Here is a 15,390-nt window from a genome sequence, read left to right as displayed (position 1 = left end):
CATGGCCGAACCCCGATTTCTGGTCGTCCGCAACGACGAGGAGCAGTACTCGATCTGGTCGGCCGACCGGGACCTGCCCGCCGGCTGGCACGACACCGGCTTCGCCGGCAGCCGCGACGAGTGCCTGGCCCACGTCGACGAGGTCTGGACCGACATGCGCCCACGCTCGGTGCGCGAGGGGCTCTCATGAGCCAGGAGTGGACGTTCCCGGCCTCGTACGCCCAGGAACGGGTGTGGATGGCCAACCAGCTCGACGCGGGTTCGCCGGTGTTCAACATCTCCGTCCCGTGGACCGTCCCGGCCGGGACGGACGCCGCGGCGGCCGTCGCTGCGCTGGACCGGGTGGTGGCCCGGCACGAGGCGCTCCGCACCCACCTGCGGGTCGACGACGGCGCGCTGGTGCAGGTGGTACGCGCCCACGAGCCGCTCACGCTGCCCACCACCGACCTGAGCCACCTGCCCGCCGGCGATCGGCTGGCCGCCTTCGAGCGGCTCCGGACCGAGCTGGCCCGCACCCCGATCCCGCTTGACGCGCCGCCGCTGTGGCGTGCCCGCCTGGTCGACCTCGGCGACACCCGGCGGTTGCTCTTCGTGGTGCACCACGCCGTCTTCGACAGCCACTCGGCGGTGCTGTTCCACGCCGAGCTGGCCGCGTTCAGCGCGGCCGGGCCCGCCGTGCCGGAACTGCCCATCCAGTACGCCGACTTCGCGGTGTGGCAGCGCCAGCAGCTCGCCGGCGACGAACTGGACCGGCAACTCGCGTTCTGGACCGGTCACCTGGCCGGCGCGCCACCGGTCACCGGACTGCCGCTGGACCGGCCCCGCCCGGCCCAGCTCGGGTTCGCCGGCGACGAGGTGCGCTTCGCGCTGCCCGACGGGCTGCTCGACCGGGTCGGCGCGCTGGCGGTCGGCGCGCAGGCCACGCCGTACATGGTGCTGCTGGCGGGTTTCGCGGCGCTGCTGTCCCGGATCTCCGGCGACACGGACGTGGTGGTCGGCGTCTCCACCGCGGGCCGCGACAACCCCGAGCTGGCGCCGCTGATCGGCATGTTCGTCAACCCGGTGGCGCTGCGCTGCGACGTCTCCGGCGACCCGACCTTCGCCGACCTGCTCGGCCGGGTCCGCAACGGCCTGCTCGACGCCATGGACCACGGCGGCACCCCGTTCCAGAAGATCGTCGAGGCGGTGGCCCCGCAGCGGGACCCGTCGGTGCAGCCGATCTTCCAGACCGCGCTGAACTGGATCCCGGACTCCGGCCTCGACCCGGCGGAGCTGGGCACCACCAAGGACGACCTGGCCTTCGACATCACCGCCGGCGAGTGCCGCCTGGTCTACCGGACCGCGCTGTTCGACCGGGCGAGCGCGGAGACGGTGGCGCGACGCTACGTGCGGCTGCTCGACGCCGCGGTGGCCGGGCCGGACCGGACGGTCGGCGCGCTGCCGCTGCTCACCGACGACGAGCGGGACCGGGCGCTCGACGCCTCGACCGGCGACGCGCGGGACACGCCGGTGACCACCGTGGTCGACGAGGTGCGGCGGCAGGTCGCTGCCACCCCGGACGCCCCGGCGCTGGTCTGCGACGGGGCGACGCTCAGCTACGCCGAGCTGGACACCGCCGCGAACCGGCTGGCCCGGCTGCTGGTGGCCCGCGGTGCCGGCCCGGAGACCCGGGTCGCGCTGGTCCTGCCCCGCTCCTGCGAGCTGGTGGTGGCGCTGCTCGCGGTGCTGAAGTCCGGCGCCGCGTACGTGCCGGTGGACCCCGCCTACCCGGCCGCGCGGATCTCCTACCTGCTGGCGGACGCCACCCCGACGCTCGTGGTGGCCATGCCGGACACCGCCGCGCTGGCGTCCGGCGACGCGCTGGTGCTCGACGGTGAGGTCGGCGCGGACCAGCCCGACGACGACCTCACCGACGCCGACCGGGTCGCCCCGCTGCGCCCGGAGCACCCGGCGTACGTGCTGCACACCTCCGGCTCGACCGGCCGTCCCAAGGGCGTGGTGGTGGAGCACCGCGCGGTGACCGCCTACCTGGCCTGGGCCCGGGCGGCCTACCCGGGCCTGGCCGGGGTGGCGCTGCTGCACTCGCCGGTGTCGTTCGACCTCACCGTCACCGGCCTGCTCGGCACGCTCACCGCCGGCGGCACGGTGCGGCTGGCCGCGATCGACTCGCCGGACGCCCGGGCCGGCGGCCGGCCGTCCTTCCTCAAGGTCACCCCGAGCCACCTGCCGCTGCTCGACGCCGACCTGTCACCCACCGCCGACCTGGTGATCGGCGGCGAGGCGCTGACCGGCGAGCAGCTCGCCGGCTGGCGGGCCGCGCACCCCGAGGTGGCGGTGACCAACGAGTACGGCCCGACCGAGGCCACCGTCGGCTGCGTCACGGCCCGGATCGCCCCCGGCGCGCCGCTGCCCCCGGGGCCGGTGCCGATCGGCACGCCCGCGCCGAACACCGGCGCGCTGCTGCTCGACGGCGCCCTCCAGCCGGTGCCGCCGGGCGTGGTCGGCGAGCTGTACGTCACCGGCGTTCAGCTCGCCCGCGGCTACCACGACCGGCCCGGCCTGACCGCCGGGCGGTTCCTGCCCTGCCCGTACGGCCCGCCCGGCGCCCGGATGTACGCCACCGGCGACCTGGCCCGCCGGCGTCCCGACGGCACGCTCGACTACCTGGGCCGCCGCGACGAGCAGGTCAAGGTGCGCGGCATGCGGATCGAGCTGGGCGAGGTCGAGGCCGCGCTGCTCGCCCACCCGGACGTGCGGGCCGCCGCCGCGGCGGTCCGCGCCGACGGCGGCGAGCCGACGCTCGTCGGGTACGTCGTCGGGCCGGCCCGGGAGGACTCGGTCCGCGCCGAGCTGGCCCGGGAACTGCCGGCGCACCTGGTGCCGGCCGCCCTGGTCCGCCTCGACGCGCTGCCGCTGACCCCCAACGGCAAGCTGGACCGGGCCGCGCTGCCCGCCCCGGCGGCCGGCGAGTCGACGCGGGACAGCTACGTCGCGCCGCGCACCGAGGCCGAGGCCCTGGTCGCCGAGGTGTACGCGGACATCCTCCAGGTGGAGAAGGTCGGCGCGCTCGACGACTTCTTCGCCCTCGGCGGCAACTCGCTGCGCGGCATGCGGGCGATGGCCCGGATCCGGGCCGAGGTGGACGTCGAGCTGCCCATGCGGGCGCTGTTCGGCAGCCCCGTGGTGGCGAACCTCGCCGCCCAGATCGAAGCGCTGATCGCCGCCGAACTCGACGGGCTCTCCGACACCGAGGTCGCCGCGCTGCTCGCGGCGGAAGAGGACACCCACTCATGACCGACCTGAAGGATCCGGCCCGCGAGGCGGCCCGGCAGGCGCTCGTCGCCCGCCGGCTACGCGCCCGCCACGGCGCCGCGCCCGCGGCCCGGATCACCCCCCGGCCGGACGGCGCGCCGGTGCCGCTGTCGTACGCCCAGGAGCGGGTCTGGTTCATGGACCAGCTCGCGCCGGGCGAGGCCGCGTACCACATCGCGGTGCCGCTGCGGGTGCGCGGACCGCTCGACGTCGGCGCGCTGCGCGCGGCCCTGGCCGCGCTCGGCGCCCGGCACGAGTCGCAGCGCGCCCGCTTCCCGGCCGACGCCGACGGCCGACCGACCGTGGTGATCGCCGAGACGCCGGACGTCCCGCTGACCGTGGTGGAGGCGGCCGACGAGGCCGCCGCGCAGGCCCTGGTCGACACGGCGGCGGCCGAGCCGTTCGACCTGGCGCACGGGCCGCTGCTGCGGGCCCTGCTGATCCGCCTGTCCGCCGTGGACCACGTGCTCTTCCTCGGGCAGCACCACATCGTCGGCGACGGCTGGTCGGTGGACGTGCTGCTGCGCGACCTGATCACGCTCTACCGCGGCGGCGAGCCGCCGGCCCTGCCGATCCAGTACGGCGACTTCGCCGTCTGGGAGGCGCGGGAGCTGGACGGGGAGCGGGCCCGGTCGCACGTGGACCACTGGAAGCAGCGCCTCGCCGGCATCACGCCGCTGGACCTACCGCTGGACCGGCCCCGCCCGGCCACCCAGACCTACCGGGGTGACTTCGTCGAGTTCCAGCTCGACCCGGCGGCCACCGAGGCGTTGCACGCGCTCACCCGGGGCAGCGGTGGCACGCTGTTCATGACGCTGCTGGCGGCGTACCAGGTGCTGCTGGCCCGGCACGCCGGGCAGGACGACTTCGCCGTCGGGGCGTCGGTCGCCGGCCGCGCCGCGCCGGAGCTGGAGGACGTCGTCGGCATGTTCGTCAACATGCTGCCGCTGCGCGCGGACCTGGCGGGCGACCCGACCTTCACCGAGCTGCTGGCCCGCACCCGGCGCACCGTGCTGGACGGCTTCGAGCACGCCGAGGTGCCGTTCGCGAAGGTGGTGCACGAGCTGGGACTGCCGCGCGACGTCAGTCGCTCACCGGTGTTCCAGACCATGTTCGTGCTCCAGAACTACGAGATGGGCCGGTTCCGCGCCGTGTCCGACGCCGACGAGGTCACCTTCGCGTGGACCCCGATGGAGCTGAGGGCGACCCGGTTCGACTTCGAGCTGCACGCGGTGGAGACCGTCGACGGGCTCTGGGGCAAGCTGGTCTTCAACACCGACCTGTTCGACCGGGCCACCGTCGAGCGGATGGCGCAGCGGTGGACCACCCTGCTGGACGCGGTCGTCGCCGCGCCGGACACCCCGGTCTCCCGGCTGCCGCTGCTGCCGGACGCCGAGCGGGCGCTGCTGGCCGGCTGGAACGACACCGCGGCGGACTTCCCGCGCGCGCAGACGCTGCACGCCCCGTTCGAGGAGCGTGCCGCCGCCACCCCGGACGCCGTCGCCGTCACCATCGACGGGCACAGCCGCACGTACGCGCAGCTCAACGCGGACGCCAACCGGATCGCGCACCGGCTGCGCGCGGCCGGCGTCGGCCCGGAGACGCTCGTGGGGGTGTGCGCGGAACGTTCGGTCGAGCTGGTCGCCGGCCTGCTCGGCGTGCTCAAGGCCGGTGGCGCCTACCTGCCGCTGGATCCGGAGTACCCGGCCGACCGGCTGGCCTTCATGGTCACCGACGCGGACGCGCCAGTGGTGCTGACCCAGCGGCGCCTGCGCGACGTGCTGCCGGCCACCGACGCCACCGTGCTGGACCTGGACGACCCGGCGGTCTGGGCCGACCAACCGGCCACCGACCCGGCGCCGGTCGCCGGACCGGAGCACCTGGCGTACGTCATCTACACCTCCGGGTCCACCGGCCGGCCCAAGGGCGTGCCGAACACCCACCGGGGCATCGTCAACCGGCTCGACTGGATGCAGAAGACGTACGGCCTCGGCGCCGACGACGCGGTGCTCCAGAAGACCCCGGCCAGCTTCGACGTCTCGGTCTGGGAGTTCTTCTGGCCGCTGCGCACCGGCGCCCGCCTGGTGCTCGCCACCCCGGGCGGGCACAAGGACGCCGGCTACCTGCGTGACCTGCTGGTGTCCGAGCGGATCACCACCGCCCACTTCGTCCCGTCGATGCTCACCGTCTTCCTGGCCGAGGACGGCGTCGAGGCGGCCACCGCGCTGCGCCGGGTGATCTGCTCCGGCGAGGAACTGCCGCCGGCCACGGCGGTCGACTTCACCGCCCGGCTGCCCCGGTGCGGCCTGCACAACCTCTACGGCCCGACCGAGGCGGCCATCGACGTCACCGCGTGGGAGTGCGAGCCGGCGCGGCTGGCCGAGGTGAGCGCGGTGCCGATCGGCGCGCCGATCGCCAACCTGCGGCTGCACGTGCTCGACCCGTCCGGCGCCCGCTGCCCGGTCGGGGTCGCCGGTGAGCTGCACATCGGCGGTGTCGGGTTGGCCCGCGGCTACCACCGTCGGCCGGCGCTGACCGCCGAGAAGTTCGTCCCCGACCCGTACGCGGCCGAGCCGGGCGCCCGCCTCTACCGCACCGGGGACCTGGCCCGCTGGGTGGTCGGCCCGGACGGCGCCGGGGTGCTCGAGTTCCTCGGCCGGATCGACCACCAGGTGAAGCTGCGCGGCCTGCGCATCGAGCTGGGCGAGATCGAGAGCGCGCTGCGCGAGCAGCCCGGCGTGACCGAGGCCGCGGTGATCGTCCGCGAGGACAGCCCCGGCGACAAGCGGCTCACCGCGTACCTGGTCGGGCCGGCCGAGCACGCCGCGCTGAAGGCGGCGCTGAAGGACACGCTGCCGGAATACATGGTGCCGGCGGCGTTCGTCACGCTCGACGTGTTGCCGCTGACCCCCAACGGCAAGCTCGACCGTAGGGCGCTGCCCGCCCCCGTGGTCACCCGCGAGGCGTCGGTGGCGCTCGTCGCGCCGCGCGACGACACCGAACGCGCGCTCGCGGTGATCTGGTCGGAGGTGCTCGGCGTCGACACGCTCGGCATCGACGACGACTTCTTCGACCTGGGCGGGCACTCCATGCTCGCCACCCAGGTGGTGGCGCGGATCCGCAAGGCGGACCTGGGCGGCCGGGCGGTCGGCGTGATGGACCTGTTCCAGCAGCGCACCATCCGCGAGCTGGCCGCGTTCGTCGCCGGCGACGCCGCCCAGGAGGGGCCGCGCCGCCTGCTCTACGAGCTGACCGGGCCGATCCCCGCCGCCCAGCGGGTGCTCACCTACGTCTGCGTCCCGTACGGCGGCGGCAGCGCCATCGTCTACCAGCCGCTCGCCGACGCGCTCCCGGCCGGGCACGCGCTGTGGTCGCTCGCCATCCCCGGCCACGACGTCGGCCTCAGCGAGGACGCGCTGCCGTTCGACGAGCTCACCACCCGGGTCGCCGACGAGATCATGGAGCGCGTCGAGGGCCCGGTCGCGCTCTACGGCCACTGCGGCGTGGGCAGCGCCATCGTCGCCGAGGTGGCCCGGAAGGTCGAGGCGGCCGGCCGGGACCTGGACGCCGTCTACATCGGCGCGATGTTCCCGTTCGCCCGCCCGAAGGGCCTCTTCGCGGCCACCCGCAACCGGCTGGAGCAGCTGCGCAGCAACAAGCACTACGCGAGCTGGCTCAAGTCGATGGGCGTGGACACCGACGAGCTGGACCCGGAGCAGGCCGACCGGATCATCAGCAACATGCGGGCCGACTCCCGCGCCTCGGAGGAGTACTTCACCCGCCTGCTCGACCGGCAGGCGACGAAGCTGCGCGCCCCGATCATCTCGGTGGTCGGCTCCGAGGACCCGGTCACCGACTACCACCGCGAGCGGTACGCCGAGTGGCAGTTCCTCAGCGACACGCTCGGGCTGGTCGTGCTCGACCAGGCCGGGCACTTCTTCCTCAAGTACCGGGCCGTGGAGCTGGCCGAGATCGTCACCCGGGTACACCCCGCGGTGGTGGCCGGTGACGTCACCGCGCTCGCCCCGCAGGCCCGGGGCGAGGACGCCGGCTGGGCGGTGCAGGACACGCTGCGGGTCGGCGCGGACGGGCCACCCGTCGCCACGGTGAAGCCGAGCATGGGCCGGTTCCTGGCCGTCACGGTCGGGCAGCTCGTCTCCAGCACCGGCTCCGCGCTCACCGCGTTCGCGCTGCCGATCTGGCTGTTCAACCGGACCGGCTCGGTGGCCGACCTCGGCCTGCTCTGGGCGCTTGCGCTGATCTGCGGCGTGCTCATGCTGCCGGTGGCCGGCGCTCTGGTCGACCGGGTCAGCAGGCGTCGGATCATGATGCTCGCCAGTTGCGTCGCCGGCTCGGTCCAACTGGTGCTGGCCGCCCTGCTGTGGACCGACAACCTGGTGCTCTGGCACATCTACCTGCTGGTGGCGTTCAGCTCGGTGGCCGGGTCGTTCCAGCGGATCGCGTTCCAGTCGGCGGTGCCCCAGCTGGTGCCGAAGCGCTACCTCGGCCACGCCATGGGCATCACCCAGCTCTCCACCGGCGTGGCCACGCTGCTCATGCCGGTCTTCGCCGCCGGCCTGCTCGCCGCGATCGACCTCAAGGGCATCCTGGTCATCGACGTGGCCAGCTACCTCGTCGCGGTGCTCACCCTGGCCGTGGTCCGCTTCCCCGACCTGCTCGGTTGGCGGCCCCGGGAACGGCTGCTGGTGGCCATCGCCAACGGCATGCGCTACTCCTGGCGGCACCGCGGGTTCCGACTGATGCTCGGCTACTTCGCGCTGGGCAACATCTTCCTCGCGCCGGCGCTGGTGCTCACCGCCCCGCTGGTGCTGTCGTTCGGGAGCCCGACCCAGGTGGCCCAGGTCGCGCTGGCCGAGGCGGTGGGCGCGGTGCTCGGCGGCGTGCTGATGGCGCTCTGGGGCGGGCCGCGCCGGCGTCGCATGATCGGCGTGCTGATCGGCAACCTCGGCACCGCGACCGGTTGCGTGCTGATCGGCCTGGACGCGTCCGTCGCGATGATCTGCGTCGGTTTCTGTTGGCTGGCCATGGCGATGACCACCGCACAGTCGATCTACGCGACGATCGTGCAGGTGAAGGTGCCGCAGCGCTTCCACGGCCGGGTGTTCAGCCTGAACCAGACCATCTCCTGGTCCACCCTGCCGATCGGGTTCGCGGTGCTCGCGCCGGCCGCCACCGCCCTGTTCGAGCCGATGCTCGCCCCGGGCGGCACGCTGGCCGGCACCGTGGGCGAGGTGATCGGCACCGGTCCGGGCCGCGGCATCGGCTTCGCGTACGTCTGCTTCGGGGTGATCCTGATCCTGGTGACGCTCGGCGGCTTCGCGATCCGGTTGCTGCGCCGCTTCGACCTGGAGGTCGAGGACTCCCTGCCCGACGACCTGATCGGCGCCCAGGAGCGGGAGAAGCGCCTCGCCGCCACCGCCGTGCCGTCCCGGCCGGACTCGTCCCGGGGTGGGTCAGCGGTTGCTTGATCCACTCCACCTCGCCGAGGTGGCGGTGTCCTGGCATGCCTGACCCCGCCACTTCGGCGACCTGGAGTCGATCAAGCAACCGCGGCGGCCGTTCGACGCGCCGGTCGGTGCGGGTGTCGGACCCGGGTGGCATGGTGGGGGCATGTGCCGCAACATTCGCGTGCTCCACAACTTCGAGCCGCCCGCCACCGACGACGAGATCGAAGCCGCCGCCCTGCAATATGTGCGCAAGGTCAGCGGCGCGACCCGGCCGTCCACGGCCAACGAGAAGGCGTTCGACGAGGCGGTCCGCGCGGTCACCGCGGCCACCCGGACGCTGCTGGACCAGCTCGTGACGAAGGCGCCGTCCCGGGACCGTGAGGTGGAGGCCGCGAAGGCGAAGGCGCGCGCGGCCGAACGGTACGGCCCGCGGGCGGCGACGTCCTGAGCCGAGCGGGCTCCCACCAACACCGGCGGTCTACCGTCGCGCTCCGCTCATGCCGGGCCCGTCGCGGTCCCGTCGCTCACGGGTGTGCCGGCGTCCCTCCGGTCGCTCGGCGGCGCCGCGATCCGGCTGCCGCGCCGCTTTGACCTGGAGCCTCGGCCTGGTCGCCGAAGGCCGCCGCGAACGCCTGCGTGATCAGGTCGCCCAGGTCGTCGCGGCCGTCATCCTCCGCCCACCGGACCAGCGCGGTGTGCATGGCGGCCAGGCAGGCGCTGGCCGCCGCCGCCGCGTGGAAGGCCGCCTCCGGGCCGTCGTTGTCGCCCCCGAGGCCGTTCACGATGGCCTGTTGCAGCAGGTGGTGGTTGTCCAGGTGCCGGGCGCGCAGGGCGGGCGTCGAGATCATCAGCCGCAGGCGGGCCAGCAGGAACCTGTCGTCACCCTCGGTCAGCGTGCGTGCCGAGTCGACGAGCGCGGCGCCGATGCGGCGCACCAGTGGTTGCCCGGCCGGCGTCGCGGCGATCCGCTCGGCGACAAGCGGACCGTTCTGGTCGAGCAGCACGAGATCCTCCTTCGTCGGGAAGTGCCGGTAGACCGTCATCGGTGACACGCCCGCCGCCTCGGCGACGTCGTTCACGGTCGTGCCGTCATACCCGCGCTCGACGAACAACCGCACCGCGTGCGCCTGGATCATGCGCTGCGTCTCGGCCCGTCGTTGCTCCCGCAGTGTGGAGTGCCGCCCGTCCATCTGGTAGACACTATCAGGCTGGTAGTGACTAGCAGTTTGGGAGCGGCTAACATCATGAACGATCTGATCGGCAGGACGGCGCTCGTCACGGGCGCCTCGCGCGGCATCGGGCAGGCCATCGCGGTCCGGCTGGCGGCGCGGGGCGCGGTCGTCATCGCCCACCACGGCACCGGCGCGGGCGGCGCGACGGAGACGGTCGACCGGATCACCCGGGCCGGCGGCGCCGCGTACCCCGTCGGCGCGGAACTGGGCGTGGACGGCGACGTCGAGACGCTGTTCGCGGGCGTCCAGGAGCACCTGGCCGGGCAACCGCTCGACATCCTGGTCAACAACGCGGCGGCGCCACCCGCCGGTCCGCTCGGCGCCACCACGCGAGCCGCGTTCGACCACCTGTTCGCGGTCAACGTGCGGGCGCCGTACTTCATCATCGAACGGGCGTTGCCCCTGCTCCGCGACGGCGGCCGGATCATCACCCTCTCGTCCGTGGCGACCCGGATGGCGAACGCCACCCAGACCTCGTTCGCCATGACCAAGGGCGCGGTCGAGACGATGACCCGGACCCTGGCCAACCAGCTCGGCGCCCGGGGCGTCACGGTGAACGCGGTCGCGCCCGGCGCCACCCGCACCCCGACGAACGGGCCGGTCTTCGCGACACCCGGCCTGGTCGAGTTGATCGCCGGCATGACGGCGCTCGACCGGCTGGGCAGCCCCGGCGACGTCGCCGACGTGGTCGCGTTCCTCGCCTCCGACGCCGCACGGTGGATCACCGGCCAGGTCATCGACGCCAGCGGCGGCCTGTTCCTGGGCCCCCGCCCCTGACGTGCAAGGAGGGGCCCCCTATTAACGCTTTCGGTAGAGGCGGGGCCCCCTTTTAACACGCCGGATCGCGCCGAGGCGATCCCCCTCGGCCGGACGACGGTCTGGAATGCTTCGCCCATGCCTTCCTTCCCGCCCACCTTCGCCGACCGGGTCGTCGCGCTGCCGGCCCGTACCCAGTTCGAGGCGTTCCTCGACGAGCACCGGTACGCGCTCAACGCCTGCCTGGACGGGCTGACCGAGGAGCAGACACGCCGATCGTTGGTGGCCTCCCGGACCACGCTGCTGGGTCTGGTGAAACACGCGACCTTCGTGGAGAAGGTCTGGTTCGACCAGGCCGTCAGGTGCCGGTCGCGCGCCGAGATCGGCATCCCGGAGAACTCGGAGGAGTCGTTCCTCCTCGACGCCGACGACACGATCGCCACCGTCCGGCGGGCGCACCGCGATGCCTGCGAGGCGTCCCGCCGGGCCACGTCCGCCCTGGGGCTGGACGACGTCGTTCGGGGGCACCGGCGGGGCCCGCTTCCGCTGCGGTGGGTGTATCTGCACGTGCTGCGCGAGCTCGCCCAGCACTGTGGACACGCGGACATCCTCCGCGAACAGATCCTCGACGGTGGTCGTCAGCCGGCCTCGTCGGCGGGCACGTCCTCCGGGTCGGTGACCCAGGCGGAATAGACCGGAAGGCCGTGCCAGGGGCCGCCGGCGGCGTCCGTGGCCACCGCGACCACGGCGTACGGGTGGCCGAAGCGCAGGTCGGCGATGCGGGCGACGCCCTCCGGCGGCAGCCCGGCCACCATCCCGAACGCGGTCACCGCGGCGGCCTCGAAGCCGTATCGGCCGAACCGCGCCACCGTCGACTGCGCCGCGGCGAACGGCGGCTCGACCAGTCCGAGCAGCTCACCGAGCGCGCCGGCCGCCGCGTCGAAGCCGAACCCGGGCGCCGTGAGGTCGTGTCGGCTCCGCGCCGCCCAGCAGGGCAGCACGGCGGTGGCGCGTTCCTCCCGGCCGTCCCGGGCGAACGTGCGGGTCGGCTCCTCGCGTACCGTCCACAGCGGGCTCTCGCCCAGCGGCAGCTCGAACAGCGACCGGCGGCCCGGCACCGGCCCGTCCGGGACGGTGGCGGCGGCCCCGGCCAGGTTCCACGCGGCGGCCAGCACCGCACCGGCCGGCACGTCCGGCGCGGCGGCCACGGACACCACGAGCATCCCCGCCCCGTCATCGTCCACCCGGGCCGGCGCCACGTGCACCGCCACGTCGCCGGCCCGGTCGGTGACCGACACCCAGCAACGGTGCCCGACCGGCGGCGTCCGCAGCACCTGCCGCAGCCGACCGGCCCAGACGCTGCCCGCACCCAGTTCCGTGCCCGGCGCCACCTCGAACGGGTCGGCCCAGGACACGCGCGTGGCGAGCGCGCTGGCCAGCACGAGCAGCGTCTCCGGGGCGGCGTCGACCGGGAACCGCTCGATCAGCCCGCCGGTGCGCTCCCGGGCCCAGGCGTCGAGCGCGGCCTGGTCGGGCAGCGGGCCCCGTTCGGTGTACGCGGGGAGGGCGGCCCGCCACTCGGCCAGCTCCTCGAACGGCGTCCGTTCCCACAGCGCGGTGGCCGCCGCGACCATCGGGTGCGGCGCGGCGAGCAACGCCCGGGCCGCCGCGGCGGCGTCGTCGGGGTCGACGCCGAGCGCTTCGGCGAGCGCCGACCGGGCCTGTCCGGTGGCGGCCGGGCCGGTCAGCGCCAGCAGCAGCCAGGCGCCGAGCGGCGAGGCGACGTGGTGGGTGTCACCGGCGGCGCGGTGCAGCCGCTCGGCGTAGTGGGCCAGGGGGGCGTGGAGAGGAGTCACCGCTCCACTCTGCCCGCTGACGCGCCCACCGGCACGCCGGTCAGGACCACAGCTCGAACGGCTCGTCGATCTCCTCGCCGGCGAGGAACGCCGGCAGCAGCTCCGGCAGGCGACCGGGGTAGCAGCGCGGTCGGTCGGCGAGCACCTCGGCAAGCGGCCACCAGCGGAACCCGAAATAGTCCTCCACCTCGTAGTCCAGCCGGTACGCCCCGTCCACCTCCGGACCGGGCCTGGGCAGCCGCACCGGCACCACCACCTCGTCCTGGAGGTGCCGCCGCTGCCGGTGCCGGAAACTGGCGCGTCGCCGCCAGCTGGGCGCGCCGATGTCGTCCGCCGCCACCACGATGCCGGTCTCCTCGCGCAGCTCGCGCACGGCCGCCTCCCGGTACGTCTCGCCCGGGTCCAGCCCGCCGCCGGGCAGCTCCCACCACACCCCCAGGTCGGGGTGTTCCGGGTCGCGGGTGTGGAACAGCAGCACCCGGTCGGCGGCGTCGAGCACCACCACCCGTACCGCGGTGCGCTCCACCACCGGAAAATCGCGAGGCAACTCCATGCCGGCAGCGTAGGGAAGCCGACCGGGCCCGCCGGCACCGCCCGAACCTGGGACGATGGCGGGATGTCGCAACTGTTCGGGGAGACCGCCGGCACCTACCACGAGGCCCGTCCGGGCTATCCGACCGAGGTCGCCGACGCGATCCGCGCCTACCACGGCGGGCCGCCCGGCACGCTTGTCGAGGTCGGCGCCGGCACCGGCCTGGCCACCGCGGCGCTGCTCGGGCTCGGTGCGGCCACCACCTGCGTCGAGCCGGACGCGCGGATGGCCCGCGTGCTCGCCGAGCGGCTTCCGGATGTCGAGGTGGTGACGGCGACCTTCGAGCAGTGGAGCCCACCGTTCGGCGGTGTCGACGCGTTGGCCTGCGCGATGGCCTGGCACTGGCTCGACCCGGCCACCCGCAACCGGCGCGCCCACGACGCGCTGCGCCCGGGCGGCACACTCGCCGTCCTCGGCCACCGCTACGCCTACGTCGAGGCGGCGCAGGCCGAGGCGATCCGGGTCGCGTTCAGCACCGCCGACCCCGCCGACCGGGGCGACCGTCCCGACGGCTGGTTCCGCGACGACATCGCCGACAGCGGCTTCTTCACCGACGTGCGGCTGGACCGGTTCCGCCGCGCCGTGCCGCTGGACACCGCGGCGTACCTGCGGCTTGTCGACACGTTCTCGCCGCAGTTGCGCCGCCCGCCGGAGCTGCGCGCGCGGGTCCGGGCCGCGGTCGGCGCGGCGGTCGACGGCTTCGGCGGCACCGTCGTACTGGACCTTCGCACCGCGCTCGCCCTGGCCCGCCGTCCGGCCTGACCTGGGCGCGGACCGCCGTCCCGCCGCGCCGCCGGGCGGTCCGCGCGGACCCGATAGGCTGCCCGCCGTGGCAGGACTGTTGAAGAACGTGGCGTCCCGGCTCGGCCGGCTGACCGGGGGCGCCGCCGCGCCGACCCGCACCGGCGGGCCGATCCCGGCCCAGGTCGCGCGGCGACGCCAGGTCAGCGCGTTGCAGCGCCGCGAGCTGTCGTACGCCCCGGAGCCGGACGGGCAGGCGGATCCGGGCGAGATCGTGTGGACCTGGGTGCCCTACGAGGACGATCCCCGGCAGGGCAAGGACCGGCCGGTGCTGGTGGTGGGCCGGCACAGCCGCACCCTGTACGGGCTGATGCTGTCCAGCCAGAGCGACCGGGACGGCCAGCGGCACTGGCTGTCGCTCGGCCCGGGGGAGTGGGACCGGGAGAAGCGGCCCAGTTGGGTGCGCCTCGACCGGGTGCTCACCATGCGCGAGGACAGCATCCGCCGCGAGGGCGCGGTGTTGGACCGGCCCCGGTTCGACCGGGTCGGCCAGGCGTTGCGCGCCGGCTACGGCTGGCGCTGAGCGCAGCGCAGCACGACGCCGTCCCGGCCGGCACGGCACCGGAGCGGCGGCAGGGGCTGGCGCGGGTTGGTCACGGCTGGCGCTGACGCGGCGGCGGGGGCTGGCCTGGGCTGACTACGGCTGGCATTTGACGGCCCGGCGCGGGCCGGTCGAGTCAGTGCTCGGCGACGAGCTGGCGGTGCACGGGGGCGGCACCGAGCGTCTTCGCCTCGTACATGGCGGCGTCGGCGCGGCAGAGCGCGTCGGTGAGCTGGGCGGGGCTGTGCACCGGGGCGAGCCCGACCGAGGCGGTGACCCGGATGCTGCGACCGCCGAGCGGGATCGGCGCGGCGAGCGCCTCGCAGAGCCGGCGGGTGGCGTGCTCGATCCACCGCCGGTCGGCGGTCGGGCTGGCCAGCAGGCCGGCGAACTCGTCGCCGCCGAGCCGGGCCACCAGGTTGTTGCCGGCGAACGCGGCGAACCGCTGGGCCACGCTGATCAGAACCTGGTCCCCGGCGGCGTGCCCGAAGCGATCATTTACCTGTTTGAACCCGTCGAGGTCGAGGATCACCGCCACCAGCGGTTGACCGCCGGGGTCGGTGAGCAGAGTGGCGGCCAGCCGGAAGAAGGCCCGGCGGTTGGGCAGGCCGGTGAGCGGGTCGTGGCTGGCGGCGTGCCGTTCGGCGGCCAGTTCGGATTCGAGCAGCTTGATCTCGGCCTCGGCGCGCAGGGCCCGCCGACGCATCTGCCAGGCGGACACCAGCGCGCCTGCGGCGGAGACGCCGGAGGCGACGGTCATCGGATCCGGCACGCGCCCTCCTCACCGCAGTCCCCGGCCGCGCGGGGCGGCTTCCGGGGGCCGGGTTCGGGT

At 74.7% G+C, this 15,390-nt stretch carries 12 protein-coding genes; 8 read left to right on the top strand and 4 right to left on the bottom strand.

Features of this window, described 5'->3' with window-relative positions:
* Position 1: 1 nt before the first annotated feature.
* The 4 genes from O7602_RS15640 (at position 2) to O7602_RS15625 (ending at position 9,228) form a co-directional block, all read left to right on the top strand.
* Positions 2–190, top strand: coding sequence for an MbtH family NRPS accessory protein (locus O7602_RS15640; RefSeq protein WP_281583369.1), 189 nt, complete (start codon positions 2–4; stop codon positions 188–190).
* Positions 187–3,294: an amino acid adenylation domain-containing protein gene (locus tag O7602_RS15635; RefSeq protein WP_281583368.1), complete on the top strand. Its 3,108-nt coding sequence runs from the start codon at positions 187–189 to the stop codon at positions 3,292–3,294. Before O7602_RS15640 ends, O7602_RS15635 begins: the two co-directional genes overlap by 4 nt.
* The gene (locus O7602_RS15630) at positions 3,291–8,801 is read left to right on the top strand and encodes a non-ribosomal peptide synthetase/MFS transporter (protein WP_281590013.1); all 5,511 of its coding nucleotides are present in this window, start codon (positions 3,291–3,293) and stop codon (positions 8,799–8,801) included. The genes O7602_RS15635 and O7602_RS15630 overlap by 4 nt, the downstream gene beginning before the upstream one ends.
* Positions 8,802–8,943: 142 nt before the next feature.
* Positions 8,944–9,228, top strand: a complete 285-nt coding sequence (locus tag O7602_RS15625) for a DUF2277 domain-containing protein (RefSeq protein WP_281590012.1) — start codon at positions 8,944–8,946, stop codon at positions 9,226–9,228.
* A gap of 76 nt (positions 9,229–9,304) precedes the next feature.
* On the opposite strand, the gene O7602_RS15620 is transcribed toward O7602_RS15625, so the two are convergent.
* Positions 9,305–9,970 (bottom strand): TetR/AcrR family transcriptional regulator, encoded by a 666-nt coding sequence (locus O7602_RS15620; RefSeq protein WP_281590010.1) that lies wholly within the window; start codon positions 9,968–9,970, stop codon positions 9,305–9,307.
* A gap of 54 nt (positions 9,971–10,024) precedes the next feature.
* On the opposite strand from O7602_RS15620, the gene O7602_RS15615 reads away from it, so the two are divergent.
* On the top strand, positions 10,025–10,789 hold the full coding sequence (locus O7602_RS15615) for an SDR family oxidoreductase (protein WP_281590007.1): 765 nt from the start codon (positions 10,025–10,027) through the stop codon (positions 10,787–10,789).
* 117 nt (positions 10,790–10,906) lie between these two features.
* Positions 10,907–11,461: a DinB family protein gene (locus O7602_RS15610; RefSeq protein ID WP_281590006.1), complete on the top strand. Its 555-nt coding sequence runs from the start codon at positions 10,907–10,909 to the stop codon at positions 11,459–11,461.
* On the opposite strand, the gene O7602_RS15605 is transcribed toward O7602_RS15610, so the two are convergent.
* Positions 11,407–12,624 (bottom strand): hypothetical protein, encoded by a 1,218-nt coding sequence (locus tag O7602_RS15605; protein WP_281590005.1) that lies wholly within the window; start codon positions 12,622–12,624, stop codon positions 11,407–11,409. The two genes, O7602_RS15610 and O7602_RS15605, sit on opposite strands and share 55 nt — an antisense overlap.
* A gap of 40 nt (positions 12,625–12,664) precedes the next feature.
* Positions 12,665–13,177, bottom strand: coding sequence for an NUDIX domain-containing protein (locus O7602_RS15600; RefSeq protein WP_281590003.1), 513 nt, complete (start codon positions 13,175–13,177; stop codon positions 12,665–12,667).
* Between the two features lie 63 nt (positions 13,178–13,240).
* On the opposite strand from O7602_RS15600, the gene O7602_RS15595 reads away from it, so the two are divergent.
* Positions 13,241–13,978 carry a class I SAM-dependent methyltransferase gene (locus O7602_RS15595; RefSeq protein WP_281590002.1) on the top strand — a complete coding sequence of 246 codons (738 nt, stop codon included), beginning with the start codon at positions 13,241–13,243 and terminating at the stop codon, positions 13,976–13,978.
* 67 nt (positions 13,979–14,045) lie between these two features.
* The gene (locus O7602_RS15590; protein ID WP_281590000.1) at positions 14,046–14,540 is read left to right on the top strand and encodes a type II toxin-antitoxin system PemK/MazF family toxin; all 495 of its coding nucleotides are present in this window, start codon (positions 14,046–14,048) and stop codon (positions 14,538–14,540) included.
* Between the two features lie 154 nt (positions 14,541–14,694).
* Here O7602_RS15590 and O7602_RS15585 read toward each other — a convergent pair whose 3' ends face one another.
* Positions 14,695–15,330, bottom strand: coding sequence for a GGDEF domain-containing protein (locus O7602_RS15585; RefSeq protein WP_281589998.1), 636 nt, complete (start codon positions 15,328–15,330; stop codon positions 14,695–14,697).
* Between the last annotated feature and the right edge of the window lie 60 nt (positions 15,331–15,390).

The organism is Micromonospora sp. WMMD1128, assembly GCF_027497235.1.
Lineage (GTDB): Bacteria > Actinomycetota > Actinomycetes > Mycobacteriales > Micromonosporaceae > Micromonospora.
Note: the sequence above shows the minus strand (reverse complement) of the source record. Positions and strands in the feature narration are given on the sequence as shown.